Origin of the sequence: Streptomyces sp. NPDC097617, assembly GCF_044761485.1 — a bacterium.
Taxonomy (GTDB): domain Bacteria; phylum Actinomycetota; class Actinomycetes; order Streptomycetales; family Streptomycetaceae; genus Streptomyces.
Genome location: NZ_JBIWCL010000003.1, coordinates 34862 through 60555, shown reverse-complemented (window position 1 = coordinate 60555; position 25694 = coordinate 34862). Strand labels below are relative to the sequence as shown.

The 25694-nt window shown below is 73.3% G+C and carries 24 protein-coding genes and 1 pseudogene; 20 read left to right on the top strand and 5 right to left on the bottom strand.

Features of this window, described 5'->3' with window-relative positions; genetic code table 11:
- Nucleotide 1: 1 nt before the first annotated feature.
- The 10 genes from ACIQZO_RS06565 to ACIQZO_RS06520 all read left to right on the top strand — a co-directional run bounded on the left by ACIQZO_RS06565 (nt 2) and on the right by ACIQZO_RS06520 (nt 11514).
- On the top strand, nt 2-3133 hold the full coding sequence (locus ACIQZO_RS06565; RefSeq protein WP_403621108.1) for a hypothetical protein: 3132 nt from the start codon (nt 2-4) through the stop codon (nt 3131-3133).
- Between the two features lie 34 nt (nt 3134-3167).
- Complete coding sequence (locus ACIQZO_RS06560; RefSeq protein ID WP_319732158.1) at nt 3168-3593, top strand: phage tail protein; 426 nt, start codon at nt 3168-3170, stop codon at nt 3591-3593.
- 70 nt (nt 3594-3663) lie between these two features.
- Complete coding sequence (locus ACIQZO_RS06555) at nt 3664-4389, top strand: LysM peptidoglycan-binding domain-containing protein (RefSeq protein WP_403621105.1); 726 nt, start codon at nt 3664-3666, stop codon at nt 4387-4389.
- A complete protein-coding gene (locus ACIQZO_RS06550; protein ID WP_403621102.1) occupies nt 4386-6203 on the top strand; it encodes a VgrG-related protein in 1818 nt (605 codons plus the stop codon). Before ACIQZO_RS06555 ends, ACIQZO_RS06550 begins: the two co-directional genes overlap by 4 nt.
- 81 nt (nt 6204-6284) lie before the next feature.
- The gene (locus tag ACIQZO_RS06545; protein ID WP_403621099.1) at nt 6285-6602 is read left to right on the top strand and encodes a PAAR domain-containing protein; all 318 of its coding nucleotides are present in this window, start codon (nt 6285-6287) and stop codon (nt 6600-6602) included.
- On the top strand, nt 6602-7024 hold the full coding sequence (locus ACIQZO_RS06540; protein ID WP_190184825.1) for a GPW/gp25 family protein: 423 nt from the start codon (nt 6602-6604) through the stop codon (nt 7022-7024). The genes ACIQZO_RS06545 and ACIQZO_RS06540 overlap by 1 nt, the downstream gene beginning before the upstream one ends.
- Nucleotides 7024-9000 carry a putative baseplate assembly protein gene (locus tag ACIQZO_RS06535; RefSeq protein WP_403621096.1) on the top strand — a complete coding sequence of 659 codons (1977 nt, stop codon included), beginning with the start codon at nt 7024-7026 and terminating at the stop codon, nt 8998-9000. Before ACIQZO_RS06540 ends, ACIQZO_RS06535 begins: the two co-directional genes overlap by 1 nt.
- The gene (locus ACIQZO_RS06530; RefSeq protein WP_403621093.1) at nt 8997-9560 is read left to right on the top strand and encodes a phage tail protein; all 564 of its coding nucleotides are present in this window, start codon (nt 8997-8999) and stop codon (nt 9558-9560) included. The genes ACIQZO_RS06535 and ACIQZO_RS06530 overlap by 4 nt, the downstream gene beginning before the upstream one ends.
- A gap of 5 nt (nt 9561-9565) precedes the next feature.
- Nucleotides 9566-10891 carry an NADase-type glycan-binding domain-containing protein gene (locus tag ACIQZO_RS06525; protein WP_403621090.1) on the top strand — a complete coding sequence of 442 codons (1326 nt, stop codon included), beginning with the start codon at nt 9566-9568 and terminating at the stop codon, nt 10889-10891.
- A 38-nt stretch (nt 10892-10929) separates the two neighbouring features.
- Entirely contained in the window at nt 10930-11514 is a 585-nt protein-coding gene (locus ACIQZO_RS06520; protein WP_403621087.1) for a GNAT family N-acetyltransferase, read from the top strand.
- On the opposite strand, the gene ACIQZO_RS06515 is transcribed toward ACIQZO_RS06520, so the two are convergent.
- Nucleotides 11498-11920, bottom strand: coding sequence for a zinc-binding dehydrogenase (locus ACIQZO_RS06515; protein WP_403621084.1), 423 nt, complete (start codon nt 11918-11920; stop codon nt 11498-11500). The two genes, ACIQZO_RS06520 and ACIQZO_RS06515, sit on opposite strands and share 17 nt — an antisense overlap.
- Before the next feature lie 119 nt (nt 11921-12039).
- On the opposite strand from ACIQZO_RS06515, the gene ACIQZO_RS06510 reads away from it, so the two are divergent.
- Nucleotides 12040-12456, top strand: coding sequence for a winged helix-turn-helix transcriptional regulator (locus ACIQZO_RS06510; protein WP_403621081.1), 417 nt, complete (start codon nt 12040-12042; stop codon nt 12454-12456).
- A gap of 42 nt (nt 12457-12498) precedes the next feature.
- The gene (locus ACIQZO_RS06505) at nt 12499-13227 is read left to right on the top strand and encodes a Mut7-C RNAse domain-containing protein (protein ID WP_403621078.1); all 729 of its coding nucleotides are present in this window, start codon (nt 12499-12501) and stop codon (nt 13225-13227) included.
- Here the strand turns inward: ACIQZO_RS06505 and ACIQZO_RS06500 are convergent.
- The gene (locus ACIQZO_RS06500) at nt 13224-13718 is read right to left on the bottom strand and encodes a hypothetical protein (RefSeq protein ID WP_403621075.1); all 495 of its coding nucleotides are present in this window, start codon (nt 13716-13718) and stop codon (nt 13224-13226) included. The genes ACIQZO_RS06505 and ACIQZO_RS06500 overlap by 4 nt on opposite strands.
- Nucleotides 13719-13948: 230 nt before the next feature.
- Here ACIQZO_RS06500 and ACIQZO_RS06495 point away from each other — a divergent pair, with 230 nt between their 5' ends.
- Entirely contained in the window at nt 13949-14713 is a 765-nt protein-coding gene (locus ACIQZO_RS06495) for an SDR family NAD(P)-dependent oxidoreductase (RefSeq protein ID WP_403621072.1), read from the top strand.
- 147 nt (nt 14714-14860) lie between these two features.
- Here ACIQZO_RS06495 and ACIQZO_RS06490 read toward each other — a convergent pair.
- Nucleotides 14861-15187: pseudogene (locus ACIQZO_RS06490) on the bottom strand (polysaccharide deacetylase family protein); the annotation flags it as partial.
- A gap of 379 nt (nt 15188-15566) precedes the next feature.
- On the opposite strand from ACIQZO_RS06490, the gene ACIQZO_RS06485 reads away from it, so the two are divergent.
- Entirely contained in the window at nt 15567-16349 is a 783-nt protein-coding gene (locus ACIQZO_RS06485) for a hypothetical protein (protein WP_403621069.1), read from the top strand.
- Nucleotides 16350-16422: 73 nt separating this feature from the next.
- Here the strand turns inward: ACIQZO_RS06485 and ACIQZO_RS06480 are convergent, their stop codons facing one another.
- Nucleotides 16423-17616, bottom strand: coding sequence for an RtcB family protein (locus ACIQZO_RS06480; RefSeq protein ID WP_403621066.1), 1194 nt, complete (start codon nt 17614-17616; stop codon nt 16423-16425).
- Nucleotides 17617-17806: 190 nt separating this feature from the next.
- On the opposite strand from ACIQZO_RS06480, the gene ACIQZO_RS06475 reads away from it, so the two are divergent.
- From ACIQZO_RS06475 to ACIQZO_RS06465, 3 genes are all read left to right on the top strand, one after another.
- Nucleotides 17807-18637 carry a DUF3558 domain-containing protein gene (locus ACIQZO_RS06475; protein WP_403621063.1) on the top strand — a complete coding sequence of 277 codons (831 nt, stop codon included), beginning with the start codon at nt 17807-17809 and terminating at the stop codon, nt 18635-18637.
- A gap of 115 nt (nt 18638-18752) precedes the next feature.
- Nucleotides 18753-19514: a DUF3558 family protein gene (locus tag ACIQZO_RS06470; RefSeq protein WP_403621060.1), complete on the top strand. Its 762-nt coding sequence runs from the start codon at nt 18753-18755 to the stop codon at nt 19512-19514.
- Between the two features lie 185 nt (nt 19515-19699).
- Nucleotides 19700-21025, top strand: a complete 1326-nt coding sequence (locus ACIQZO_RS06465; RefSeq protein ID WP_403621057.1) for a DUF2637 domain-containing protein — start codon at nt 19700-19702, stop codon at nt 21023-21025.
- Nucleotides 21026-21101: 76 nt separating this feature from the next.
- Here the strand turns inward: ACIQZO_RS06465 and lysS are convergent, their stop codons facing one another.
- Nucleotides 21102-22868: a lysine--tRNA ligase gene (gene lysS / locus ACIQZO_RS06460; RefSeq protein ID WP_403621054.1), complete on the bottom strand. Its 1767-nt coding sequence runs from the start codon at nt 22866-22868 to the stop codon at nt 21102-21104.
- Between the two features lie 141 nt (nt 22869-23009).
- On the opposite strand from lysS, the gene argS reads away from it, so the two are divergent.
- The 3 genes from argS (at nt 23010) to ACIQZO_RS06445 (ending at nt 25619) form a co-directional block, all read left to right on the top strand.
- Entirely contained in the window at nt 23010-24782 is a 1773-nt protein-coding gene (argS, locus tag ACIQZO_RS06455) for an arginine--tRNA ligase (protein WP_403621051.1), read from the top strand.
- A 202-nt stretch (nt 24783-24984) separates the two neighbouring features.
- Nucleotides 24985-25332 carry a DUF6247 family protein gene (locus ACIQZO_RS06450; RefSeq protein WP_403621048.1) on the top strand — a complete coding sequence of 116 codons (348 nt, stop codon included), beginning with the start codon at nt 24985-24987 and terminating at the stop codon, nt 25330-25332.
- Nucleotides 25329-25619: a hypothetical protein gene (locus ACIQZO_RS06445; protein WP_403621045.1), complete on the top strand. Its 291-nt coding sequence runs from the start codon at nt 25329-25331 to the stop codon at nt 25617-25619. The genes ACIQZO_RS06450 and ACIQZO_RS06445 overlap by 4 nt, the downstream gene beginning before the upstream one ends.
- Nucleotides 25620-25694 lie beyond the last annotated feature (75 nt).

Below are 25694 nucleotides of genomic sequence, written 5' to 3'. Positions count from 1 at the left end.
CATGGCATGGCGGGACAGGCTGCGTCGGCGAGCCGCCGTGCCGGAGGCCCCGGCCGCGGCGCCGGTTTCCGCCGGGCCGGTGGCCGCAGGGCCGGTTTCCACCTCGCCGGCGGCCGCGCGGAACGGGTCCGTACCCGGCGACTGGGACGGCGGCTGGCGTGTGACGGCTCCGCCCGCGCTGACCGTGTCCCGCGCGGCGATGGGCGTCAGCGACGGGCTCGCCTTCCGGGCCGGCCTGGCCGCGTGGCGCGATCCGTCGTTCGACACCGGGCTCGCCCACGCCGTGCTGCCGTCCGCCCCGGCCGGCCTCGTACGCGGGGTCGCCCGCCCCGCCGGTCCCCGCAGCGCCACCGGCAGCGGCGGCCCGCTGCTGCTGCGGGCGCTGCGGCAGCCGCACGAAGCGGAGCCGCCCCCGTCGCCCGGCACACCGGACGCCCCGCGCGCACCGCGCGCACCGCGGAAGGGCGCCACCCCGCAGATCTCGCGCCGGGTGCGGCCCGGCGCGGCCGCGGCTCCGGCTCCGGTGGTGTCCGGAGCGGGCACGGCCGTGCCGAACCCCGCGCCGCCGGCGCCGTCCCACGGGGGCGCGTCCGCGCACTCCGCGGCCGCACCCGCCGTACAGCGGGCCGTGGTTCCGGCCGCGCCCGGCCGTACGCCGACGCCGCCGCGGTTCCCGCTGGTCCGCCGTATCGCGGTGGTCCCCACCGCGTCGGGGACCCGGGGCCCGTCCGCCGGGGGTACCGCCCCGACCACCGCCGGTCCGCCCGCACCCGAGGCGCCCGGCACCGCCGTGGTCCGACCGCGCTCCGTCGGCCGTACGCTGACCGTCGCGCGGGTCCCCGCCACACCCGGGCGCCGCGTGTCGGTCGTCCGCCCCTCACCGGTGCGAAAGGCCTCGCCCGAGCCGGAAACGCCGGTGCAGCGCGCACCACTCGGCGCGCCCGTCACCGAACTCCCGCCCACCGAAGCCCCGTCGGCGCACCCGACGGCAGCCGCCGCGCCCGCTCCGACCCTGCCCGTACTCCAGCGCCGGGCGGAGCCTTCCGCGGACCCGGTCCTGCCCGTGGTCCAGCACCCAGCGGCACCCGCCGCCGGCCGCGAGACCTCCGTGCAGCGCGCGGAAGACCGGCCGCGGCTCGGCGCCCCGGCCGCCGAACTCCCCTCCGCCGCAGGCCCGTCGGACCACACGGCAGCAGCGCCCGCCGCCACACCCACTCCGGCCCTGCCCGTACTCCAGCGCCAGGCCGAGCCCTCCACCGACAGCGGCGCCCCTGCCACCCGCGGTGGAGCCACATCCCCCGCACAGCAGGGCACGGACAGCCGTCCGCCCCTCGGCACGCCGCCCACCGGACCCCCCACCACCGCGGCGGCGTCGGAACGACCCGCACCCGCGGCCACTCCGGCCCTGCCCGTGGTCCAGCGCCAGGCCGAGCCCTCCGACGGCAGCAGCGGCAGCGGCAGCGGCAGCGGCAGCGGCACGCAACGCCGAGCAGACCCCGCAGCAGCGGGCCCGGACGCATCCGTGCAGCGCACGCAGAACCGACCGCCGCTCGGCACGCGGACCACCGAACTCCCCACCACTGCCACACCGTCGGAACGACCCGCACCCGCGGCCACTCCGGCCCTGCCCGTGCTCCAGCGCCAGGCAGAACCCGCCGCGGGCCCGGACGCGTCGGAGCCTCGCACGCAGAGCCGACCCCCGCTCGGCGCCCCGCTCACCGAACTCCCGGCCACCGCGACGGCGTCGGACCGCACCACGGCGGCTCCCGCACCCGGGATGCCCGTGCTCCAGCGCCACACCGAACCCGCAGCGGGCCCGGACGTGTCCGGGCCGCGCACGCAGAGCCGTCCGCCGCTCGGCACGCCGGCCACCGAGCGCACGGCCACCGCCAAGCCGTCGGAACGACCCGCACCCGGGATGCCCGTCCTCCAGGACCGTGCCACTCCCGATCGCGGGGGACCCGCGCCCGGCGCGGGCCGCGCGCGAAGCCGCGCACCGCTCGGCGCGCCCCTCGCCGAACTCCCCGCCACCGCCGCACCGGCTCCCGCCCCCACCCCGGCCCTGCCCATCGTGCAGCGCCAGGCCGAGCCCTCGGCCGGGGGCGGCGCCGGGCCCGAGGCGACCCGCGGGTCCGGCCCGGGGCGGTCCGCCCCGCGCGTACGCACCGGTCTGGGGGCCCCGCTGCCCGCACTGCCGCCGAGCGCCGCACTGCCCTCTTCCTCCTCGGCCCGGTCCCGCCCGGCGTCCGGGCCCGCTTCCCCGGCCGCCGTGCTGCGCCCGTCCGCGCCGGGGTCGCCGCTGCTGGGCGCGGACGCGGCGCAGCGCCGTACCGCCGCGCCCGCACCCGCCGTGCCCGCCGCGTCCCGGGCCGGCGGCGGCACGGCCGGTGCTCCCCCGCTCGTCCGGCGGGCCACCGCCGTCCCGCCGGTCGTCGTCCCCCCGGTCGCCGACCGGAGCACGGCCCCGCACCGCACCCTCCAGCTGCTGGCGGCCCGGCCCCTGGCTCTCGGTACCCGTGACATGGGGAGCGCCGCCGCCCCCGCGGCGGTCCGCCCGGCGGGCCGTCCCGTGGTCCCGGCCCGCTGGCCCGCCCCGTACGCCCCGTACGCCCCGCCCGTCTCGCCCACCGCGCCTCGGCAGGTCCAGCGAGCGGCGGTGGACGGGCCGCGCGCGACGACCCCGCCGCCCGCCGTGCGCGCCGTACGCGCCGTGCGCCCCGCGCCCGCGGCGGCCCCCACCCGCGCCGCGGCCGCCCCCCTCCCCGTGACCGTCCCGCACGCGCCGCCGCTCGTGGTCCAGCCGGCGCCGGCCGCCTCGCCGGCGCAGCCCGTACCCGTCGTGCGCCCCAGGACACCGGCCCCCGCGTTCACCGCCCCGGCGGCGACCGCACCCGCTCCACCGCCACCGCCACCGGTACAGCGCGCCCCGAGCGGTCCCGGCACCCGGACGGGCCCCGGGCCGGCCGGCGGCGGCACGTCCGCCCCGGCCGAGCGGCACGCGGCACCGCAGGTCCCCGACTCCGATCTGGACGATCTCGCACGCCGCCTGCTGGACCCGGTATCCCGCCTGCTGCGCACCGAGTTGCGCCGCGGCCGGGAACGCGCGGGCCGGCCCTTCGACGGCCGCCGCTGAGAACGCGTACGAACGAGAAACGGACGACGGACCGATGACGGACAACATCTTCGCCACCAGCGTGTTCTTCCGACTGGCGATCGGCGGCAACGACCTGGGCGCCTTCCACACCTGCTCCGGCATGGGCGCCGAGGTCGAAATGGAGAGCTACGCCGAGGGCGGCAACAACGGCTTCACCTGGCAGCTGCCCGGCCGCGTGACCTGGTCGAACATCACCCTCACCCGTCCCGTCACCACCGACACGGCGAAGATCGGCCGCTGGCTGGACGAGACGCTGCGGCGGGTCGAGCCCAAGGACGGGGAGATCGTGGCGCTGCGGCCCGACCTGAGCCGGATCATCAGCTGGCAGGTGTTCGGGATCGTCCCGGTCCGGTGGCAGGGGCCGTCCTTCGACCCCGCCAACTCCGCCGCGGCGGTGGAGACGTTGGAGATCGCCCACCAGGGGCTGCTGCCCTCCTGACCGCCCGGCACCCCCACCCGCATCCGTCCTCCCGCGCCACGCCACCCCCGCTCCGGAAGGGATCCACGCCATGGCCTCATCGGCACGCGCCAGCCGCGCCAGGGCCCAGCTCACCCTCAAAGAGCCGCCGACCTCGGTCGGGGCCAAGCCGGGCGGAGTGATCGCGAAGCTCGACCTCCAGTTCAACCCGTCGACCCTGCAGTTGGGCAAGACCACCGAGTGGCGGCGCTCCCCGTCCCGGATGGCCGGGCAGTCGGCGCTGCCCGAGTTCGTGGGCAGCGGTCCGCGCACCCTGAGCCTGGAGGTGTTCCTGGACGCCACCGCCACCCACGACAACTCGGTGGAACAGGCGGTGGAGAAGCTGATGAAGGCGTGCGTGCCGACCCCGGCCAGCCTCGGCCGCAAGAAGCCGGCGAGCCCCTGGGTGCGCTTCGAGTGGGGCAGCGCGCGGACGACCTCGTTCGACGGGGTCCTGTCGAACCTGTCGGTGTCGTACACGCTCTTCGACGTGGACGGCAAACCGCTGCGGGCCACCTGCTCGCTGTCCATCGAGGAGGCGAGCGTCGACCCGCCGGGCCAGAACCCGACCTCCGGGTCACGGACCGCCCGCAGCACGCACGTCGTCGTGGCGGGCGACAGCCTCGCGATGCTCGCCTGGCGCGAGTACGGCGACGCGACGGCCTGGCGGGCCATCGCGGAGGCCAACGGCATAGACGACCCGATGGCCCTCGTCCCCGGCACCGAGATCGTGGTGCCCGGCACGCAGGACCAGCACGGCGAGGAGGAGCAGCGGTGAGCGGATCCGAACCCGGCGGCCGGTCGTTCGCGGCCGACCCGATCGTGGAGGCCCCCGGCGAGCTGCCGCAGATCTGGGCGGCACAACTGGTGAGCTGCGTGGTGGACGAGAACGTGGGCCTGCCGGACACGGCGGTGCTCACCTACCGCGACCCCGACCACGAGTTCCTGCGCGCCACCGGCATCACCATCGGCTCCCCGCTGCGGGTGTCGGTGGCGACCGTGAAGGGGCAGGCGCGGGAGCGGCTGTTCAACGGCGAGGTCACGGCCCTGGAGATCGACCGGGACCGCACCGGATCCTTCACCGTCGTCCGCGCCTACTCCAAGGCGCACCGCCTCCAGCGCGGCCGCAAGGTCGTGGCGTACCGGAACATGACGGCCGCCGCCATCGTCCGCAAGGTGGCCGCCGGAGCCGGTCTCGCCGTCGGCAAGGTGGAGGCGGCGCCGGTCACGTACAAGCAGCTGTCCCAGGCGAACGTCTCCGACTGGGACTTCCTGCAGTACCTCGCGGGCGAGAGCGGTGCGCAGGTGCGCGTCGACGACAAGGGGCTGCTCCAGTTCACCCGGCCCGTGAAGGCGTCCGGGGCGCCCGCCCCGTCGACGTCGGCCGTCCGCGATCCGATGGTCCTGGAGTACGGGAGGAACCTGCTGGCGCTGCGGGCGGCGCTGTCGGCCGCCGACGGCTCCTCGACCGTGCAGGTGCGCGGCTGGGACGTGACCACCAAGCGGGCGCTGGTCGCCGAGCAGCCTTCGGTGGTCAGCGACACGGTGGTGCCGGGTCTCAGCCCGGCGCTCGCTGCCCGCTTCGGCAAGTCGGCCGTGGCCGTCACGGACACTCCGTACCGCACGCAGGCCGAGACCACGGCGGTCGCGAAGGCGACGGCGGACCGGATCGGCTGCGGTTTCGGCGAGCTGGAGGCGGTGGCCGAGGGGAACCCGCTGCTGCGGGCGGGCAAGGCGGTGGCGCTCGGCAACGTGGGGCAGGCGTTCTCCGGCCGGTACACGGCGACGGCGGTGCAGCACGTCCTGGAGCCGCACGGCGGCTACCGCACCACCGTGTGGGTCAGCTCCAGCCCGGACCGCTCCCTGACCGGCCTGGTGACCGGCGCCAACGCGCCGGGGCGCGGCCCGCGCATCCCCGGCCTCGCGATCGGCGTGGTGACGGACGTGCGCGAGCCGAACGGCTCCCAACGCGGCGGGGTACGGCTGAAGTTCCCCTGGCTGGACGACACCTACGTCAGCGACTGGGTGCGCACCGTCCAGTGGGGCGGCAAGGGCGGCGGCGGCGTGGTGAGCCCCGAGGTCAACGACGAGGTCCTCGTCGGCTTCGAGCAGGGCCTGCTCGACAGTCCGTACGTCCTCGGCGGGCTCTACAACGGCGTGGACCAGCCCTCGCCGCACGACGTGCCACTGATCGACAGGACCAGCGGAAAGGTCAACCGCCGCTCGGTGGTGTCGCGTTCGGGCCACCGCGTGGAACTGCTGGACGCGTCGGCACCCGGACCCTCCGGGCTGCGGCTGGTGACCGGCGACGAGCGGCTGGAAGTACGCATGGACGACCGCCGGGACCGCATCGAGCTCACCGTGTACGGGGGGCCGAAGCGGCCGCTGACCTCCGTCGTCCTGGACAAGACCGGCATCACCCTGGACGCCGGCAAGGGCACCGTGAAGGTGTCCGGCAGTCAGGTGGACATCGACGGCACGGCCGGGGTGAGCATCGGCGGCCGTTCGGTGAAGGTGTCCGGAACGGCGGACGTCACCGTCAACGGCGGGCTGCTCGCCGTCCTCAAGGCCCGGCTCATCCGGATCAACTGAGCCCTCCCGCGGCCCTCCCGCGGCCCTCCCGCGGCCCTCCCGCAACCCGTCCGCCCGCCCCCCTTCCCCGAGGAGCCCCCGATGCCAGCCGCAGCCCGTACGGGCGACCCCACCAACCACGGTGGCCGGATCGCCACGCCGCCGCCCGGCGCCGCCGCGGCGGTCGCGACGGTGCTGATCGGCGGGCAGCCCGCCGCCGTCGTGGGAAGCCTGCACGTCTGCCCGGTCCCGCCGCACGCGGCGACGGGACCGGCCAACGTGCTCATGCCCAACCCGGCCGCCCTCGCCGCGGGCGCGGTGCTCATCGGCGGTCTGCCCGCCGCCCGGGCGCGCGACCAGACCGTATGCGGCGCGATGGTCCTGACCGGCGCGATGAACGTCCTGATCGGCGGTGTGTGATGAGCGAACGGTTCATCGGGCGCGGCTGGGCGTTCCCCCTGCGGGTCGGCCCGACCGGCGGCATCGCCATGGTCGAGCGGGAACGGGAGCTCGAGGAAGCCATCCGGCTGGTCCTGGGCACCGCTCCGGGCGAGCGGCCGATGCGGCCCGAATTCGGCTGCGGCATCCACGAGTACGTCTTCGCCCCCGGCGACGGCGACACCGCCGGGCGGGTCGCCCAGCAGGTGCGCGAAGCCCTGGAGCGCTGGGAGCCCCGGATCGCGGTGGACGAGGTCGTCGTGGCCTTCGACGCCGTGGAGGCGGGCACCCTCTACATCGATGTGCACTACACGGTGCGCACCACCAACGACCGGCGCAACCTGGTCTTCCCCTTCTACACGATCCCCTCCGAGGAGGGGGCCGAGGAAATGGTCGCGGACTGATGGCCCTGCCCTCCCCCAACCTGGACGACCGTCGGTTCCAACAACTCGTCGACGAGGCGAAGCGGTACGTGCAGCAGCGCGCGCCCGAGTGGACCGACCACAACGTCTCCGACCCGGGCGTCACCCTGATCGAGACGTTCGCCTACCTCGTGGACCAGCTGCTGTACCGGCTGAACCGGGTCCCGGAGAAGAACTACCTGGCGTTCCTGGACCTGTTGGACATCCAGCTGTACCCGCCGTCGGCCGCCGTCGCCGACATCGACTTCTGGCTGTCCGCCCCGCAGCCCGACACGGTCACCCTGCCCGCCGGAACCGAGGTGACGACCGCCGCGGGCGAGAGCGAGGAAGCCGTGGTGTTCGCGACCACCGGCGATCTGCGCATCGTGCCGAGCGAGTTGATGCGCCTGGTCACCGCGCCCCGCACCGGTGACATGACCGACCGGACCGGCGCGCTCGCCGAGGGCCGCGACATACCGTGCTTCGGGGCTACGCCCGAGCCCGGCGACGCCCTGCTGTTCGGCCTGCCGACGGCGGTACCGCGCTGCGTGGTCGCGGTCCGCCTCGACAGCCGCGTCGAGGGCGTCGGCGTCGACCCGCGCCAGCCCCCGCTGGTGTGGGAGGCATGGGACGGCGGACGGTGGCAGCGCTGCGAGACCGACTCCGACAGCACCGGCGGTCTCAACCGGCCCGGCGAGATCATCGTGTACGTACCGGCCGGGCACACCGCGTCGCTGCTGAGCGGCACCCGCGCGGGCTGGCTGCGCTGCCGGGTCACCGAGCCCGAGCCCGGCCAGCCGTTCTACTCGGAGTCCCCGACCGTGCGCGAGGCCGCCGTCTTCACCGTCGGCGCCACGATGGCCGTGGAGCACGCCGAGCGGGTGACCGACGTACCGCTCGGCGCGTCGGAGGGGGTTGCGGGGCAGACCTTCCGGCTCGGCCGCCCGCCCGTGCTGCTCGACGGGGAACCGCCGGCGGTGGAGGTATCCTCCGCCGAAGGGTGGCAGCGCTGGGAGGTCGTGGAGCACTTCGGCCGCTCGGGTCCCGACGACCGGCACGTCCGAGTGAACGCCACCACCGGAGAGTTCGCCTTCCCGCCGGTGCTGCGCGAGGCCGACGGCACCCTGCGGCCCTGCGGGGCCGTGCCGCCCAAGGGCTCCCGGATCCGCGTGGCCCGCTACCGCACCGGGGGCGGCCCCGCGGGCAACGTCTCGCGCGGCGCGATCTCCGTACTGCGCAGCTCCGTCCCGTACGTCGCCCGGGTCATCAACCGGGAGGCCGCGCGCGGCGGTGTCGCCGGGGAGACGATCGACAACGCCAAGCTGCGGGCGCCGGAGACCCTGCGCATGCAGGAACGCGCGGTGACCGCCGAGGACTACGAGATCATCGCCCGCCAGGCGGCGCCCTCGGTGCGCCGGGTCCGCTGCCTGCCCGCCACGGACGGGGCGGGGGGGCCGGCCGGGGCGGGCGCGGTACGCGTCCTGGTGGTCCCGGACGCGGTGGCCGACGAGGGCGACCGGCTCCGCTTCGAGCAGCTGATCCCCTCCGACCAGGTGCTCGCCACGATCACCACCACCCTCGACGAACGGCGGCTGATCGGCACGCGCCTCGTCGTGGAGCCGCCCGTCTACCAGGGCGTCACCGTCGTCGCCCGGCTGTCGGCACCCGCCGCGGACGCCGACCGGGTGCGCGAGGCGGCGCTCGCCGCGCTGTTCCGCCACCTCAACCCCCTGCACGGCGGGCCCGACGGCGCCGGCTGGCCCTTCGGGCGGCCCGTCCAGTACGGCGAGGTGTTCGGCGTACTCCAACGCGCCATCGGGGACGTCCTGGTGGAGGAGATCCGGATGTTCGCCGCCGACCCGATCACCGGACGGCGCGGAGCCCCCGTCGACCGGATCGACATCGGTACGGGCGCACTGGTCTTCTCCTACCAGCACCAGGTGGTCGTGACGGAGCCGGAGCAGGGGGTGCGCGGATGAGCCGGGCCGCCGTCCCCGGCCTGCCCAGCCGGCACCCGATCGGCGAGCAACTGCCGGCGCTGTACGCCGACGACGACTTCGCCCAGCGGTTCACGGCGGGGCTGGACACCGTCCTCGCCCCGGTGTTCACGACCCTCGACAACCTGCCCTCCTACTTCGACCCCCGGCTGGCCCCGGCCGACTTCCTGTCCTGGCTGGCCTCCTGGGTCGGCGGTATCGACGACCCCCGGTGGCCGACCGGGCTGCGCCGTGAGGCGGTGGCGCGCGCGGTGGAACTGCACCGCTGGCGCGGCACCCGGCGCGGCCTGACCGAGGCCCTGCGCCTGGTACTGGGTGTGTCCGCCGAGGTCCGCGGGGACGGCGGGGCCACCTGGTCCCGTACGGCCGGCGGCGAGCTGCCCGCGGCTCCGGCCGGCGAGGTCCTGGTCCGGGTATGGCCGCAGCACGGGGCGGCGGTGGACGCGGACCGGGTCCGCGCGCTCGTGCGGACCCTGTGCCCCGTCCACACGGTGTGCCGGGTCGAGGTCCTGTCCGGACCGCCCGCGGACGAAGGGAAGTGACAGTGGTGCGTGCGTGTCCCGTGTGCGGGTCGTCCAACGGAGAGACGGACGACTTCTGCGGCAACTGCGGCGCCTACCTGGGCTGGTCGGGCTCGGCCCCCGCGCGGGGGCCGGCCGTTTCGGGGGCCGACGCCCCCGACCGGGCCGGCCACGCCCGCCCCGCGCCCGCCCCGGCAGAGTCCGCGGCTGCGCCCTCCGCGCCCGAGCCGGCCCCGCCCACGGCCGCCGCAGCGGAGTCCGGCCCGGCCGGTCCCGTGGCGGCTGCGGGCCCGGCCGAGCCGGACTCGGCCCCGCCGACCGCCCCGCCCCGGCCGGCCGCTCCGCCGACGCCGGCCGCCGCAGACCGGCAGCCCACCGCGGAGCCGTCGCACGCATCCACCCCGCCCGCGCCCGCCGCGCCCCCGGGCACGGAACCGGGACCGCCCGCACCTTCCGGGACGGAGGCCACTCCCCCGGTGCCCCCGGTGCCGCCGGTGCCCCTGGTGCCGCCGGCGCGGCCCCCCGCCGCCCCCCGGGCCGTCGCACCGCAAGCCGTCGCGCCCCGAGCGCCGGCCTCCCCGCAGCCCGTCCTGCCCGCGAAGGCCGTCGCCCCGCGCCCGGTCGTGCGTACCGCCGCGGTGAGCGACGACGTGTCCGGCCTGCCGTGCCCCGCCTGCGGCACGCCCAACCCGCCGGAGCGCCGGTTCTGCCGCCGCTGCGCGGCTCCGCTGACGCCCACCGCCGCACCGGCTCCCCTGCCGTGGTGGCGGACGATCTGGCCGTTCCGCCGCCGCACGCGCGGGGGTTCCGGCCGGATGACGCGCTTCCTCGTGGTCCTGGCCGTCGTACTGGCCCTCTGCGCGGGCGGCTTCCTGCTGCTGCCGGCCGGACGCCACCTGATCGAGGACACCCGCGACAAGCTCGGCAAGGCCAAGGCCGTGACCGCCGCCCGCGCCGAGGCGAGCGCCGAGGTGCCCGGGCATCCGGTGGGCCACAGCACGGACGGCCTCAGCAACCGCTACTGGGGCGCGCCCGGCCCCGGCGCCTCGGTGACGTACACCTTCGGCAAGCCGTTCCGCCTGGTCGACGTGATCATCACCAACGGCGCCTCGTCCGCGCCCGAGGAGTACGCGCGGCAGGCGCGGGCGCTCCAGATCGATATGGAGGTGACGACGCGGGACGGCCGCAAGGTCCACAAGAAGCTCGCCCTGAGCGACAAGCCCGGGCCCCAGACCTTCCCCACCGGCATCAGCGACGCCACCGCGGTCCGGCTGACCCTGGACGGACCCGCCGGGGCCGCACCGGAGCGCCATCTCGCCCTGGCGGAGGTGGAGTTCTTCCAGCGGAGCTGACGGCCCCCGGCGGGGCCGCACCGCAGTAGCGTGTCCGGATGGAGACGCACGTACGACTGGAGCCCTGGTCGGCCGGGGACTTCTGGCTGCTGGAGCGCAAGAACGAGCCCGTCATGACCGAGTTCCTGGGCGGCCCCGAGCCGGCCGCGAAACTCCTCGACCGACAGCGGCGCTACGAGGCCCTGAGCGCGCGGGAGCCGGCCGCCGGGCGAATGTTCCGCGTGGTGTGGACGCCCGACGGGGACCTCGCCGGGGACCCCGCCGGGGGCGGGGGCACCCGGAGCGTCGGGTCCGTGGGCTTCTGGGAGCGGGAGTGGCGGGGCGAGCCGGTCTACGAGTCCGGCTGGGGCGTCCTGCCCGAGTTCCAGGGCCACGGGCTGGCCGTGGCGGCGCTGACCGGGCTCCTGGCGTACGTCCGCGCCCACGGCTCCCGCGACAGCGTCCACGCCTTCCCGGGCACCGACCACCCCGCGTCCAACGCGGTGTGCCGTCGTGCCGGGTTCGAGTACCTGGGCGATGTCGACTTCGAGTACCCGCCCGGGGTGCCCCACCCGAGCTGCGACTGGCGCTACCGGGTGGGGCGCCCGCAGGGCGCGCTCCCGCCGGTCACACCGTCAGGATGATGCGGCCGCGGACCCCCGGGGTCCCGAGCCGGTCGTGGGCCTTGGCCACCTCCGCGAGCGGGAAGGTCTCCGCGACCCGGAGGGTCAGCTCGCCCGCGTCGGCCAGGGCCACCAGCCGGGCCAGATGGGCCCCGTCCGCCGCGACCTCCTGCTCCTCGACCCGGATGCCGCGCTCCGCGACCGGGGCGTGGTGCGGGATCAGGCCGACGTAGACCCCGCCGTCGCGTACGGCGCCGCCGAAGACCCCGGCGCGGACCGCGCCGTCCACCGGGTTCAGCCCGGCGGCGGTGACCTTGACGCGGAGCTGGCCGGCCGCGGGGCGCGGGGCCGGGACCTCGGCCAGGGCGACCTGCTCCGGCCCGCCGAAGCCGCTCACCACGGCCGCCAGCACCGTCTGCTCGCTCATCGTCGTCTCTCCCGTTCGTCTGTTCGCCCGTTCTCGGTGAGCACTAACCTAGGGAGAGTTACTCTCTATCCGTAAGTACGCACTCCAAGGTGCGTACCCGACCCGGAAGTGGGGCACCCATGGCCACCAGCACCGCCGCGGCCCGCCGCGACGAAGCCCGTACCGCCTACGACGCCTTCCTCCGGGAATGCCCCACCGGCCAGCTCCTGGCCCGCATCAGCGACAAGTGGGTCGGCCTCATCGTCAGCGCCCTCGGCCAGGCCGAGGACCGCTCCATGCGCTACAGCGACCTCGGCCGCAAGATCCCCGGCGTCAGCCAGAAGATGCTCACCCAGACGCTGCGCTCCCTCGAACGCGACGGCCTCGTCACCCGCACCGTCACCCCCACCGTCCCCGCCCGCGTCGACTACCGGCTCACCGACCTCGGCAGCAGCCTCGGCCGCCTCCTGTCCTCCGTGAAGCTCTGGGCCGAGAACCACTTCGACGAGGTCAGCGCCCATCGCGACACCCACGACCGGACCACCGCCACCTCGTAAATTCAGCCGCGGACGACGCCCCGGAAATGGCATGCTGGCCGGGTGAACGGACCCGGCATTGCGCTCACCCTCGCCCCCGAACTGCGCCTCTTCGCCCCGCCCAGCCGGCGCGCCGAACGCGTACCGACCACCACCGACGGCGCCTCCAGCCTCGGCCACGTCGTCGAATCGGCCGGCGTCCCGCTCACCGAAGTCGGCCGCCTGCTCGTCGACGGCCACGAGGTGCCCGTCTCCTACGTGCCCCAGGACGGCCAGAACGTCGAGGTGTTCGGGGTCGAGCGGCCCCAACAGGTCCCCGGCGCGCCGCTCCGCTTCCTCCTCGACGTCCACCTCGGCACCCTCGCGCGCCGCCTGCGCCTGCTCGGCGTAGACGCCGCCTACGAGAACGAGGACATCGGCGACCCCGCCCTCGCCACCCGCTCCGCCGCCGAGCGGCGCGTCCTGCTCTCCCGCGACCGCGGCCTGCTGCGCCGCCGCGAGCTGTTCGCCGGCGCGTACGTCTACAGCGACAACCCGGACGAGCAACTGCGCGACGTACTGGGCCGGTTCGCTCCCGCCCTCGCCCCGTGGACGCGCTGCACCGCCTGCAACGGCACGCTCCGCGAGGCCGACAAGGAGAGCGTCGGCGACCTCCTGGAACAGGGCACGCACCGCTCCTACGACGTCTTCGCGCAGTGCACCGCGTGCGAGCGCGTCTACTGGCGCGGCGCCCACCACGCCCGCCTGGAGCGGATCGTCGACGAGGCCCTCGTGGAGTTCGGCACGGCCTAGAAGGCGTAGGTGTCGCCCGTGTCCAGGGCCAGCACCACGTGCTCGTTGTTGGCGTGGTTCCGGTCGGTCGCACCGCCGTTCCACCACGTGTCGACCCGCACCGCCACCTCGGGCGTCCGCTCCCGCAGCTCCAGTTGCAGCGCGACGTGCCGCCCGCGCCCGTGCAGCGGCAGCGGTCCCGTCTCACACACGACCTCGCGCGAGCCCGCCCGTGCGCAGCCACCCGACAGCTCCTGCCGGTCCGCGAGCTCGGCCGACAGCCGCACCCGCAGCGTCGCGTTGGGCAGTGCGGCGGGCCCGTCGTTCTCCGGAACCAGCCAGATCCGCAGCCGCGACCCGGCCAGGGCCACCCGCCCGTGGTAGGCCACGTCGGCCTCCGGGCCGTCCGCCACCGGGCCGTCCGCCACCGACGCCTGCGCCGGCCCGGGGACCCCCGCGCCGAGGGCCAGGAGACCCGCCACCACCACACTTCGTACGGCACCACGGCGCACCGACACCACCTCCTCGCGCGGAGGCTAGCCACCCGCACCCCCGGCCGGTCGGACCATCACACGAACGAGGGCGCGCCCACCCCCATCTGCCGTGCGCGCCTTTGCGCCGGGCCCGCACGGGCCGGGCCGGGACCCGCCGGGCCGGGCCCGGATCCGCACGCCCCGCGCGGCCGCCGGGCCCGCCTATGCTGGCGGGTATTCGCCCGTACGAACGACCGAGGAGCCCGCACATGAGCACGGCCGCCACCCGAACCGCCGTAGTCACCGGCGCGAGCAGCGGCATCGGCGCGGCCACCGCCCGGCAGCTCGCCGCAGCCGGCTACCACGTCGTCCTCACCGCCCGCCGCAAGGACCGCATCGAGGCCCTCGCCGCCGAGATCACCGAGGCCGGCCACCGGGCCACCGCCCACGCCCTCGACGTCACCGACCGCGTCGCCGTCGACGCCTTCGCCGCTTCCCTCGAGCGCTGTGACGTCCTCGTCAACAACGCGGGCGGCGCCCTCGGGGCCGAGCCCGTCGCCACCGGCGACCCCGCCGACTGGCGCACGATGTACGAGGTCAACGTCATCGGCACGCTGCACGTCACCCAGGCGCTGCTCCCCGCCCTCACCGCCTCCGGCGATGGCACGGTCGTGGTCCTGTCCTCCACCGCCGGCCACTCCACGTACGAGGGCGGAGGCGGCTACGTCGCCGCCAAGAACGGCGCCCGCATCCTCGCGGAGACCCTGCGCCTGGAGATCGTCGGCCAGCCCGTCCGCGTCATCGAGATCGCCCCGGGCATGGTCAAGACCGAGGAGTTCGCGAAGACCCGGTTCCGCGGCGACGCGGAGAAGGCCGAGAAGGTCTACGCGGGCGTCGCGCAGCCGCTGTCCGCCGACGACGTGGCCGACACCATCACCTGGGCGGTGACCCGCCCCAGCCACGTCAACATCGACCTCCTGGTGGTCCGCCCCCGCGCCCAGGCCTCGAACACCAAGGTCCACCGCGAGCTCTAGACGGCTCAGAGGACTCCCGCCGCCTTCAGATGCGGCATGGGCGGGGGTCTCGCCCCAGGTGGTGAAGTCGTGCGTCCACATGATCAGCACCTTCGCCCCGCACGCCTCGGCCGCGAGCCGCACCTCGTCGTGGACCGCCCCGTACGGCGGCCTCAGCAGCTTCGGCGTCCGCCCGAAGGCCTCCTGGAGCCGCTCCGCGGCCCGTAACACCTCCGCGTCCCTGCCGGCCGCGTCGAGCGTGGTGAGGTCGGAATGGTTGACGGTGTGGTTCTCGACGGTGCCCCGCCCCTGGTCGGCGAGCGCGGTGAAGTACCCGGTGTCGTAGGCGGTCGCCCCGGAGAGCAGGAACAGAGCGGCGGGCACCCGCTTCTCCAGCAGGATCCGGGCCGCGGCCGGATCGTGGTTCCAGCCGTCGCCGATGGTGATGAAGACGACCTTCTCGCCGGTCGGCACGTGTGACACGACGGGCGGCATCCCCGGCTTCGCCTGGGCGGACCCGGCGACCCCGAAGGCGAGCGACAACGACGCGAGCGCGGCGACGACCACGCGGGATCTCCCCATACCACACAGATTGGTCTGCACCAATTTGCATGGTCAACCACTCCTCCGAAAAAGGAAGTTGCCACTCCGCCTACCCGAAGCCCGGACAGGCGTGGCGCACCATATGACATTCCGTCACGCGTTCGAGTGACCATCAGGCGATCAGCCCTGCACAACGGAGATCCACGTCTAGGTTCAGCGGGCAACACCAACAGCCCCCGACCGGGATGGCAGTCCCGCCCGAGGGCCTCACCAGCAAGGAAGAGAGACCTTCCCCATCACTGAACACGACCCTAGCGCCGCCACGCGCTTCATGGACCTCACGGACCCCCGCTACGCCTACATGTTCGGCTTCCTCCAGGCCGACGGACACCTCGCACAGGGCACGGGGCAGAAGGGCAAGCTCACCGCCGAGATCAACGCACGTGACATCCATATCCTCCGCGAGTTCCAGCAGCTCACGCCCTACTTCAGCTCCATCACCGAGCGCGTCAGGAGCACGAACTTCGCCGAGTTCCACCCCTCCGCCACATGGAGCCTCTGCTCCCTCGATGCCCGAAGTACGATCAACAGGCTCGGCATGCCCTACGGACGCAAGTCGAGGACGATCAAGCCGCCCCGCGTGGAATTCGCGCGCCGCGACTACCTTCGGGGGATCATCGACGCCGACGGATCCGTCGGCTTTACGGGCAAGGGCCTTCCGTTCGTCTCACTCACCACCGCCAGCACGACAGTGGGGGCGTACCTGTGCCACTTCGCGAAGAAGGTCACCGGGGCAGAGCGGACCATCAAGCGCAATGCCCGGGACGGGATCTACAACGTCCTCTACACGAAGGAAGCGGCGATCGAGCTTGCCGCACACCTGTACTACGACGGCTGCCTGGGCCTGGAGCGCAAGAAGGCCAAGGCAGCCGCAATGCGCGACTGGGTCCGGCCGACGAACATGCGGGGCGCCCCGCCCCGCCGACGCTGGACCCCGAAGGACGACGAGGTCCTCTTGCAGTTGAACGACGCTGCGGCGGCCGGGAGCGTTCTCGACAGGACCGAGCAGAGTTGCTCCATGCGCCTCTGGCGGCTACGGACCGGCAAAGCCTGAGCAGGACGACACGGAGGGGCCTGGGCCGATCACGACCCAGGCCCCTCCGCTCCCCCGAAATCCCCGCCCGACCTCAGCCCTTGATGCAGATGACCTGCTTGAGCTTGGCCACGACCTGCACCAGGTCGGTCTGCTGGTCGATGACCTGCTCGATGGACTTGTACGCGCCCGGGATCTCGTCCACGACGCCCGAGTCCTTGCGGCACTCCACGCCCTTGGTCTGCTCCGCCAGGTCCCGCGCCGAGAACCGCTTCTTCGCCGCCGTCCGGCTCATCTTCCGGCCCGCTCCGTGCGATGCCGAGTTGAAGGACTTCTCGTTGCCGAGGCCCTTCACGATGTACGAGCCCGTGCCCATGGAGCCCGGGATGATCCCGTAGTCACCGCTACCGGCGCGGATCGCGCCCTTACGCGTGACCAGCAGGTCCATGCCGTCGTACCGCTCCTCCGCCACATAGTTGTGGTGGCAGCTGATCTCGCGGTCGAAGGAGACCTTCGCCTTGCGGAACTCCTTCCGGAACACCTCCTTGAACAGGCTCATCATCACGGCGCGGTTGTACTTCGCGTACTCCTGCGCCCAGAAGAGGTCGTTTCGGTACGCGTCCATCTCCGGTGTGGCTGCGAGGAAAACCGCGAGGTCCCGGTCCACCAGGCCTTCGTTGTGCGAAAGCCCCCGAGCCACGTCGATATGGAAGGCCGCCAGCTCGTTGCCGATGTTCCGCGATCCCGAGTGCAGCATGAGCCACACCGAACCCGACGAATCTATGCAAACTTCGCAAAAGTGATTCCCTTGGCCAAGGCTTCCCATTTGCCGCATCGCGCGGTCCCGCCGGAACTTCACCGCATCCGTGACGTAGTCGAAGCGCTCCCACAGGTCCCCGAAGCCCGCCTCCGAGAAGCCGTAGAGCCGCGCCGGGTCCACCGCCTCGCGGTGCATCCCCGCCCCCACCGGAATCGCCCGCTCGATCTTCGACCGCAGCCCCGACAGGTCCCCCGGCAGGTCATTGGCCGTCAGGGAGGTCTTCACCGCCGACATGCCGCAGCCGATGTCCACGCCCACCGCCGCCGGGCAGACCGCGTCCTTCATGGCGATCACCGAGCCGACGGTGGCCCCCTTGCCGTAGTGGACGTCCGGCATGACGGCCAGGCCCTTGATCCAGGGGAGGGTGGCGACGTTGCGCAGCTGCTGCATCGCGCCGTCCTCGACCGACGCCGGGTCGGTCCACATCCGGATCGGGACCTTCGCCCCGGGTATCTCTACGTACGACATTAGGAATCAATCCCCCGAAAACCACAGAAAAGCCAGAAAGCGCAAAAGCCTCGCTCTTGATCCCAAATACGACAGAGGACCGGCGCCGGCACCAGCGTGTGCGATAGACATTGTGTCCAGCCGCGCCCAAGTCGCGGCAACGCATTTTCCTGACCGTCGGGGGCCCGCCGGTCGAAGGGAGCCAGTGGACGTGCAGCGCAAGGCGGTACGGCGGCGATTCCTGCCAGGCATCGCGATGCTCACCGCGCTCGCGGCCGGAGCGGCCGGCCTGACCGGTTGCACCGGCGGGAGCGGCGGCGGGGGAACCAGCGACTCGAAGGCCGGCGGGAGCTCCGCCGCGCCCGCCCAGCCGGGGAAGTACCGCAGTCTGCCCGCGCCCTGCAAGGCCGTCGCCGACAGCAAGAAGCTCAAGGGCATGCTCCCGGCCGGGGACAGCCTCACCCCGCAGCAGCGCGACCAGATGTACGCCGGCGTCGCGGACTCCTCGTACGACGGCGACCGGCACGTCGGCTGCCGCTGGACCGGCCAGAGCCCCGAGGAGACCCGGCTGCTGTCGGTCGGCTTCGAGCGCGTGGTCTCGTACGACCGCTCCGCCACCAGCGACGACGACAAGGCCAAGCAGGTCTACGTACGCCGGCTCACCGACGCGAAACTGCCCTTCCCCGGGCCGTCCGCGAGCCCCACCCCGGCGGCCCCCACCCCCGCTCCCCCGGCTTCGCCCACGCCCGCCTCCGGGGTTGCCTCGTCGCCCGGCGCGAGCCCGTCCGCCCCGGTCGAGCTCGGATCCCGCGTCCTGGAGGACCTCGGCAGCGACGCCTTCCTGGACGACAAGCTCAGCCCCGCCGGGGCCAGCGCCGCGCAGTCGCGCACCGTGCGGATTGTGTTCCGCACCTCGAATGTCCTCGTCACCCTGGAGTACAGCGTGCAGCCCGCACTGCCCGGCACGGTGCCGCCGAGCACCGAAACCCAGGACAAGGCACGGCAGTTGGCGCAGGCTCTGGCCGAGCGTTTCAGTGAGTGAACGGTGTGCGCCGCGCCCGCGGGTGACGGCGCGCACAGCAGGCGGCCACCCGGTCGGGCTACCGTTGCCCGGGTCCCGCGTCCGAAGAACACCCGACCAACGTACTGAAGGAACCATGCACCGATCAGCCTCGCGCCTCACCCGCGTTCTCGCCTGTGCAGCCGTCCCGGTGATCCTCACCGTCGCCGGGTGTTCGTCCGACTCGGGCAAGGACTCGGGCTCGAACGGCGGCAAGAAGTCCGGTTCGTCCTCGTCGGCCAAGCCCAACGCGAAGGCCTCCAAGACCCTGGAGAAGGCGAAGTACGCCACGCTCCCGGACCCCTGCAAGGCCCTCCAGCCGGGGACGATAGACACGCTCGTCCCCGAGGTGAAGGACAAGAACGGCACCGGGGCCAAGTCGAACGACCTGGCCAGCCGTGCCAGCTGCTCCTGGAACGGTCTGGACGAGGACGGCCTGAAGGGCTCGCAGTACCGCTGGCTCTCCCTCTCCTACTCCCGCTCGGACTCGGACGCCACGCTCGGCGACGCCAACAAGCGCGCCGAGGAGCACTACACCAAGCAGGTCGAGGCGGCGAAGACCACCGAGGGCGCTCAGGACCCGAAGGTGGAGGCGGCCGGCGGCATCGGCGACCAGGCCACTTCGGTCGTCTACACCGTGAAGAAGGACGTCGACTCCTTCAACACGACGGTCGTGGCGCGCGTCCAGAACGTGGTGGTCACGCTCGACTACAACGGTGCGGCGTACGAGGGTGCCGGCGCGCCGGACCACGCGAAGCTGCTGCAGGACGCGATCACGGCGGTCAAGGAGGCCGTGGCCTCGGTGGACACCGCGAACAAGGCGCCGGCGGAGCAGCCGCAGTCCCCGCAGCCCCAGTAGGGGCGACCGCGCGGCGGGGCGGGGCGGGGAGGCGGGGCCTCCTTGGGCGTTGACATCCGGTCACCCGTACGCTGTGCCTGCTGCAGCTCGGTAAAGGCACGGTAAGTGCCCGCACCCGGCAGCAGCGCTCTGCACTCTGCGCTCGGTATGTGCTCGACAAGGGGAGGGGATCGCGGGTGGCCGCGATGCAACTGACTCGTACGCACCGGATACTCATAGGCGTCGTGGTCGCGGGAGCCGTGGTCATCGCGGGGATCGGGTTCGCGGGCTCGTACTCCGCGGTGCGTGCGCTCGCCCTGCAGAAGGGATTCGGCAGCTTCTCGCTGGTGTTCCCGATCGGCATCGACGCGGGCATCTGCGTCCTGCTGGCGCTGGACCTGCTGCTGACGTGGCTCCGGATCCCCTTCCCGCTCCTGCGCCAGACGGCGTGGCTGCTGACGGCCGCGACGATCGCCTTCAACGGCGCAGCATCCTGGCCGGACCCGCTGGGCGTCGGGATGCACGCCGTGATCCCGATGCTGTTCGTCGTCACGGTGGAGGCCGCACGGCACGCGGTGGGCCGCATCGCCGACATCACCGCGGACCGGCACATGGAGGGTGTGCGCATCACACGGTGGCTGCTGTCGCCGATACCCACCTTCAAGCTGTGGCGCCGGATGAAGCTGTGGGAGCTGCGCTCCTACGAGCAGGCGGTCACGATGGAACAGGACCGGCTGATCTACCAGGCCCGCCTGGAGGCGCGGTACGGGCGCTCCTGGCGGCGCAAGGCCCCGGTGGAGGCGCTGATGCCGCTGAAGCTGGCGAAGATCGGCGTACCGCTCGCGGAAACGACCCCGGACGCGCTGGCGGCGACGGGCATCGAGCCGGCGGTGCTGCCTCCGGCGGCGCCGCAGCAGAACCAGCAGCAGATCCACCAGCAGGCTCCGGCCCTGGCGGCCGGACCGGCGGCCGGGCCCGAGCAGCAGGTCCCGCAGGGTCAGCAGGTCCCACAGGGCCAGCAGGTCCCGCTCCAGCAGCAGAACCCGGCCGGAACCGCCGCCGGCGCGGCCCAGCACACCGGCCCGGCCTTCGCCGTGGACCCGACGGCCATGCCCGCCGCCCACAACAGCGCCTGGTTCGCCGCTCCGCTGGCGCCGCAGGCGGCGTACGAGGGCGGCTACAACCCCCAGTACGTGGAGGGCCTGGAGCCGACCCCCGTCCTGCCCCCGATGGGCCCGGAGGAGGAGCGGCCCGCGCAGCAGGAGATCCTGATTCCGGCCCCGCGCGAGGAGGAGGCCCCGCAGGAGGGCCCCGAGACGCCGGACGAGGCCGAGTTCGCCGAGGTCGCGTACAAGGTGTTCTGCGCGCTGGTCGACGAGAAGCAGGACTACCCGTCGGCGGAGGCCCTCGACATACACCTGTCTGACGGTTACGGCGTGACGCACCCGCGCAGCGGCTCGCTGCTCCGCCGGATGATCCCGGCGTTCAAGCAGCGGTACCACAAGGACCGCGAGGCCGAGCACATCGCCTGACGGCGACGAACGGCGACGGACGGCGCAAGGGCCCGCACCCCGAGGGGTGCGGGCCCTTGCGCGTGGTTCCGCGGGATCAGACGGCGAGCAGCTTGCGCACGCGGTCCGCGCCCACTGCCAGCAGCAGCGTGGGCAGTCGCGGCCCGGTCTCCCGGGTGACGAGGAGCCGGTAGAGCAGCGCGAAGAACGTCCGCTGCGCGACCTTGAGTTCCGGCGTCGGCTTGGCGTCGGGCTCCAGTCCGGCCATGACCTTCGGGACTCCGTAGACGAGCGTGGTCAGCCCGTCCAGCGACCAGTGCGAGTCGAGTCCGTCGAGCAGCAGCCGCAGCGACTCGCGGCCCTCGTCGTCCAGGGAAGACAGCAGCTCGGTGTCGGCCTCCTCGCGTACGAGGGTCCGCTGGTCGGCCGGGACCTGGGTGGTGATCCAGTTCTCGGCGCGGTCCAGGCGCGGCCGTACCTCGTCGAGCGAGGTGAGCGGCTGCGACGGGTCGAGGTCCGTCAGGATGCGCAGGGTCTGCTCGTCGTGGCCGGCGGTGACGTCGACGACGGACGCGAGCGTCCGGTACGGCATCGGCCGCGGGGTGCGCGGCAGCTCGGCGGCGGCGGTGCGCACGGCGCGCGTGTGCGCGGCGGCGTCGGCGGGCAGGACGGAGCCGTCGGCGACCTTGGCCTCCAGCTTGTCCCACTCGTCGTAGAGCCGCTGGATCTCCTGGTCGAAGGCGATCTTGAAGGACTGGTTGGGGCGGCGGCGCGCGTACAGCCAGCGCAGCAGCTGCGGCTCCATGATCTGCAGCGCGTCGGCCGGGGTCGGGACCCCGCCCTTGCTGGAGGACATCTTGGCCATGCCGCTGATGCCGACGAACGCGTACATCGGTCCGATCGGCTGCTCGCCGCCGAAGATGTGCACGATCTGGCCGCCGACCTGGAAGGACGAGCCGGGCGAGGAGTGGTCGACACCGGACGGCTCGAAGACCACGCCCTCGAGGGCCCAGCGCATCGGCCAGTCGACCTTCCAGACGAGCTTGCCGCGGTTGAACTCGCTGAGCTTGACCGTCTCGGTGAACGCGTCCTCGGCGCAGACGTAGGTCATCTCGGTGGTCTCGTCGTCGTACGAGGTGACCGTGGTGAAGTCCTTGCCGCACTCGCCGCAGTACGGCTTGTACGGGAAGTACCCGCCCCCGCCGGTGCTGCCGTCGTCCTCGGCGGCCGCGCCGGAGCCCTCGGCGGCCTCCAGCTCGGCCTCGTCGGCCTGCTTCTGCTGGGGCTTCTTGCCGCCCGGCTTCTGCTTGGTGCGGTACTGGTCGAGGACGGCGTCGATGTCGCCGCGGTGCTTCATGGCGTGCAGCACCTGCTCGCGGTACGCGCCGGAGGTGTACTGCTCGGTCTGGCTGATCGGGTCGTACTCGACGCCCAGCTCGTCCAGGGCGCCGATCAGGGCGGCCTTGAAGTGCTCGGCCCAGGAGGCGTAGGGGGATCCGGCCGGGGCGGGGACGGAGGTCAGGGGGCGGCCGATGTACTGGCCGTAGGTCTCCTCGTCCACGCCCGGGATGCCCTTGGGCACCTTGCGGTAGCGGTCGTAGTCGTCCCAGGAGATCAGGTGCCGGACCTCGATGCCCCGGCGGCGGATCTCGTCCGCGACCAGGTGCGGGGTCATGACCTCGCGGAGGTTGCCCAGGTGGATCGGGCCGGAGGGCGAGATTCCGGACGCGACGACGACAGGTTTGCCGGGTGCTCGGCGCTCCGCCTCGGCGATGACCTCGTCCGCGAAACGGGAGACCCAGTCGGTCTCGGTGCTGCTCTGAGCCACGACACGTCCTTCTACTCGAATGCTGGCTTCAGCCATTCTCCCAGACGGATCGGGCCGCTCCGGGGTTGCTCCGCGGCCCCATATCCAGAAGAACCGGCAGCGGCCGCGTGGGATACTCGGCACTTGTCGGAACAACCAAGTGCACCCACCGGCACAACCTCACAGGAACGGCAGCTCATGGCCTCGGTCCCTTCCCTCGCTTCTTCCGTCAATCAGCGCGTCGCGGACGCCCTTGCCTCGGCCCTGCCGGAGGCCGGTGGCGCGGACCCGCTGCTGCGACGAAGCGACCGGGCCGACTTCCAGGCCAACGGCATCCTGGCGCTCGCGAAGAAGGCCAAGGCCAACCCGCGCGAGCTGGCGGCGACCGTGGTCGAGGGCATCCCGACCGGTGACCTGATCCAGGAGATCGAGGTCTCCGGCCCCGGCTTCCTCAACATCACCATCACCGACCGGGCGATCATCGAGACCCTCGCGGCGCGCGCCGGCGACGACCGCCTCGGCGTCCCGCTCGTGGCTAACCCCGGCACCACGGTGATCGACTACGCGCAGCCGAACGTCGCCAAGGAGATGCACGTCGGGCACCTGCGGTCCGCCGTGATCGGCGCCGCGATGGTGGAGATCCTGGAGTTCACCGGCGAGAAGGTGGTCCGCCGCCACCACATCGGCGACTGGGGCACCCAGTTCGGCATGCTCATCCAGTACCTGCTGGAGCACCCGCACGAGCTGGACCACGAGTCGGACGCGGAGGTCTCCGGCGAGGAGGCCATGTCCAACCTGAACCGCCTCTACAAGGCCTCGCGCGCGCTCTTCGACTCCGACGAGGAGTTCAAGACGCGGGCCCGGGCCCGGGTGGTGGACCTCCAGGCGGGCGACCCGGAGACCCTCTCCCTCTGGCAGCGGTTCGTCGACGAGTCGAAGATCTACTTCTACTCCGTCTTCAACAAGCTGGACATGGACATCCAGGACCCCGACGTCGTCGGCGAGTCCGGCTACAACGACATGCTGGTGGAGACCTGCAAGCTGCTGGAGGAGTCGGGCGTCGCCGTCCGCTCCAACGGCGCGCTCTGCGTGTTCTTCGACGACGTCAAGGGCCCGGACGGCAACCCGACCCCGCTGATCGTGCAGAAGTCGGACGGCGGCTTCGGCTACGCCGCGACCGACCTCTCCGCGATCCGCGACCGGGTGGGCAACCTCGGCGCGACCGAGCTGATCTACGTGGTCGACGCACGCCAGTCCCTGCACTTCAAGATGGTCTTCGAGACGGCGCGCCGGGCGGGCTGGCTGAACGACGGGGTCAAGGCCGTGCAGCTGGCCTTCGGCACCGTGCTCGGCAAGGACGGCAAGCCGTTCAAGACCCGTGAGGGCGAGACGGTCCGGCTGGTGGACCTGCTGGACGAGGCCGTCGAGCGGGCGACGGCCGTGGTCCGGGAGAAGGACAAGGACCGTGGCCTGCTCACCGAGCGGGAGATCGTCGAGAACGGCCTCCAGGTCGGCATCGGCGCGGTCAAGTACGCGGACCTCTCCACCTCCGCCGCGCGCGACTACAAGTTCGACCTGGACCAGATGGTCTCGCTGACCGGTGACACGTCCGTGTACCTCCAGTACGCGTACGCCCGGATCCGGTCCATCCTGCGCAACGCGGGCGACCGTTCCCCGGTGGCCCACCCGGAGCTGGCGCTGGCGCCGGCCGAGCGGGCGCTGGGCCTGCACCTGGACGGCTTCGGCGAGCTGATCGCCGAGGCTGCCGCGGAGCACGCCCCGCACAAGCTGGCCGCGTACCTCTACCAACTGTCGTCCCTGTTCACGACGTTCTACACCGAGTGCCCGGTCGTGAAGCCGGAGCCGGAGCTCGTGGTGGGTGAGAACCGCCTGTTCCTGTGCGAACTGACGGCCCGCACCCTGACGAAGGGCATGTCCCTCCTCGGCATCCGCACCCCCGAGAAGCTCTGACCTCCCACCACTGCTGGCACAGGGGTGCCGCCCCCGGCCTTCCGGCCGGGGGCGGCACCGTTTCAGCCGAGGATGCGCCGTACCGGCACCAAGGTTCCGCCCGAGGGCCCCGGCACATCCGCCCCCGGGCCCTCGCGTTCCCCGTCGCTGTCCGGACCCCGACGGCTAGGGTGGACGTGTCCGATCCGAGGAGGAACCGGAAATGACGAGCGCGACACCTGAGCCCGGCGGATCAGTGCCGCCGATGCCGGAGTACACGCCGAAGGCGTTGCGCGCCGCCATAGCCGCCCACGCCCCGGATCTGCTGCCCGACTTCGACGACACCTGGCGGCAGCAGATCGCCGACGCCTACGACATCGCGCCGGTGCCCGCGTTCATGGCCCGATGGTGGGGCGAGTACGCCCTTGCGCGCGATCCCGAGCTGGACCGCCACGTCAACGATCTCGAAAAGCGGGCAGCCGAAGCCGTCGACGCCGAAGCGGCCCACAAGCTCCTCGGCGAAGCGTCCCGCATCCGCCACGAGCTGCGCACGCGGAAGCCCGGCGAGTGAGCGAAGAGTTCACCGGGCCGCCGTGGGCCGTGGACTGTACCCAGGACGCCGAGAAATACCGGCTCGGCCTGCCCGACCCCGCCCGCGAGGCGCTGTGGGAGGTCCTTTTCGAGCTACGCACGTCGCACACCCCGTACCGCGGGGAGCACGTGGAACCCGCGCGGTCCACCGTCCCCCGGGGCCCCCACATCGCGTATTTCGACGGCTTCCGCGGCTGGATCCGTTTCACGTTCCTTCCCCGGGTGGCCGAGCCGCAGATCGTGGTCGAGGAGATCTTCTGGCAGTAGAGGCCGACGGGGGCGGGCCGGTCGGGCAATCGTTCACCCGAACGGCTCGATTCGGGCCGTGCGGGCCGGGTAGGG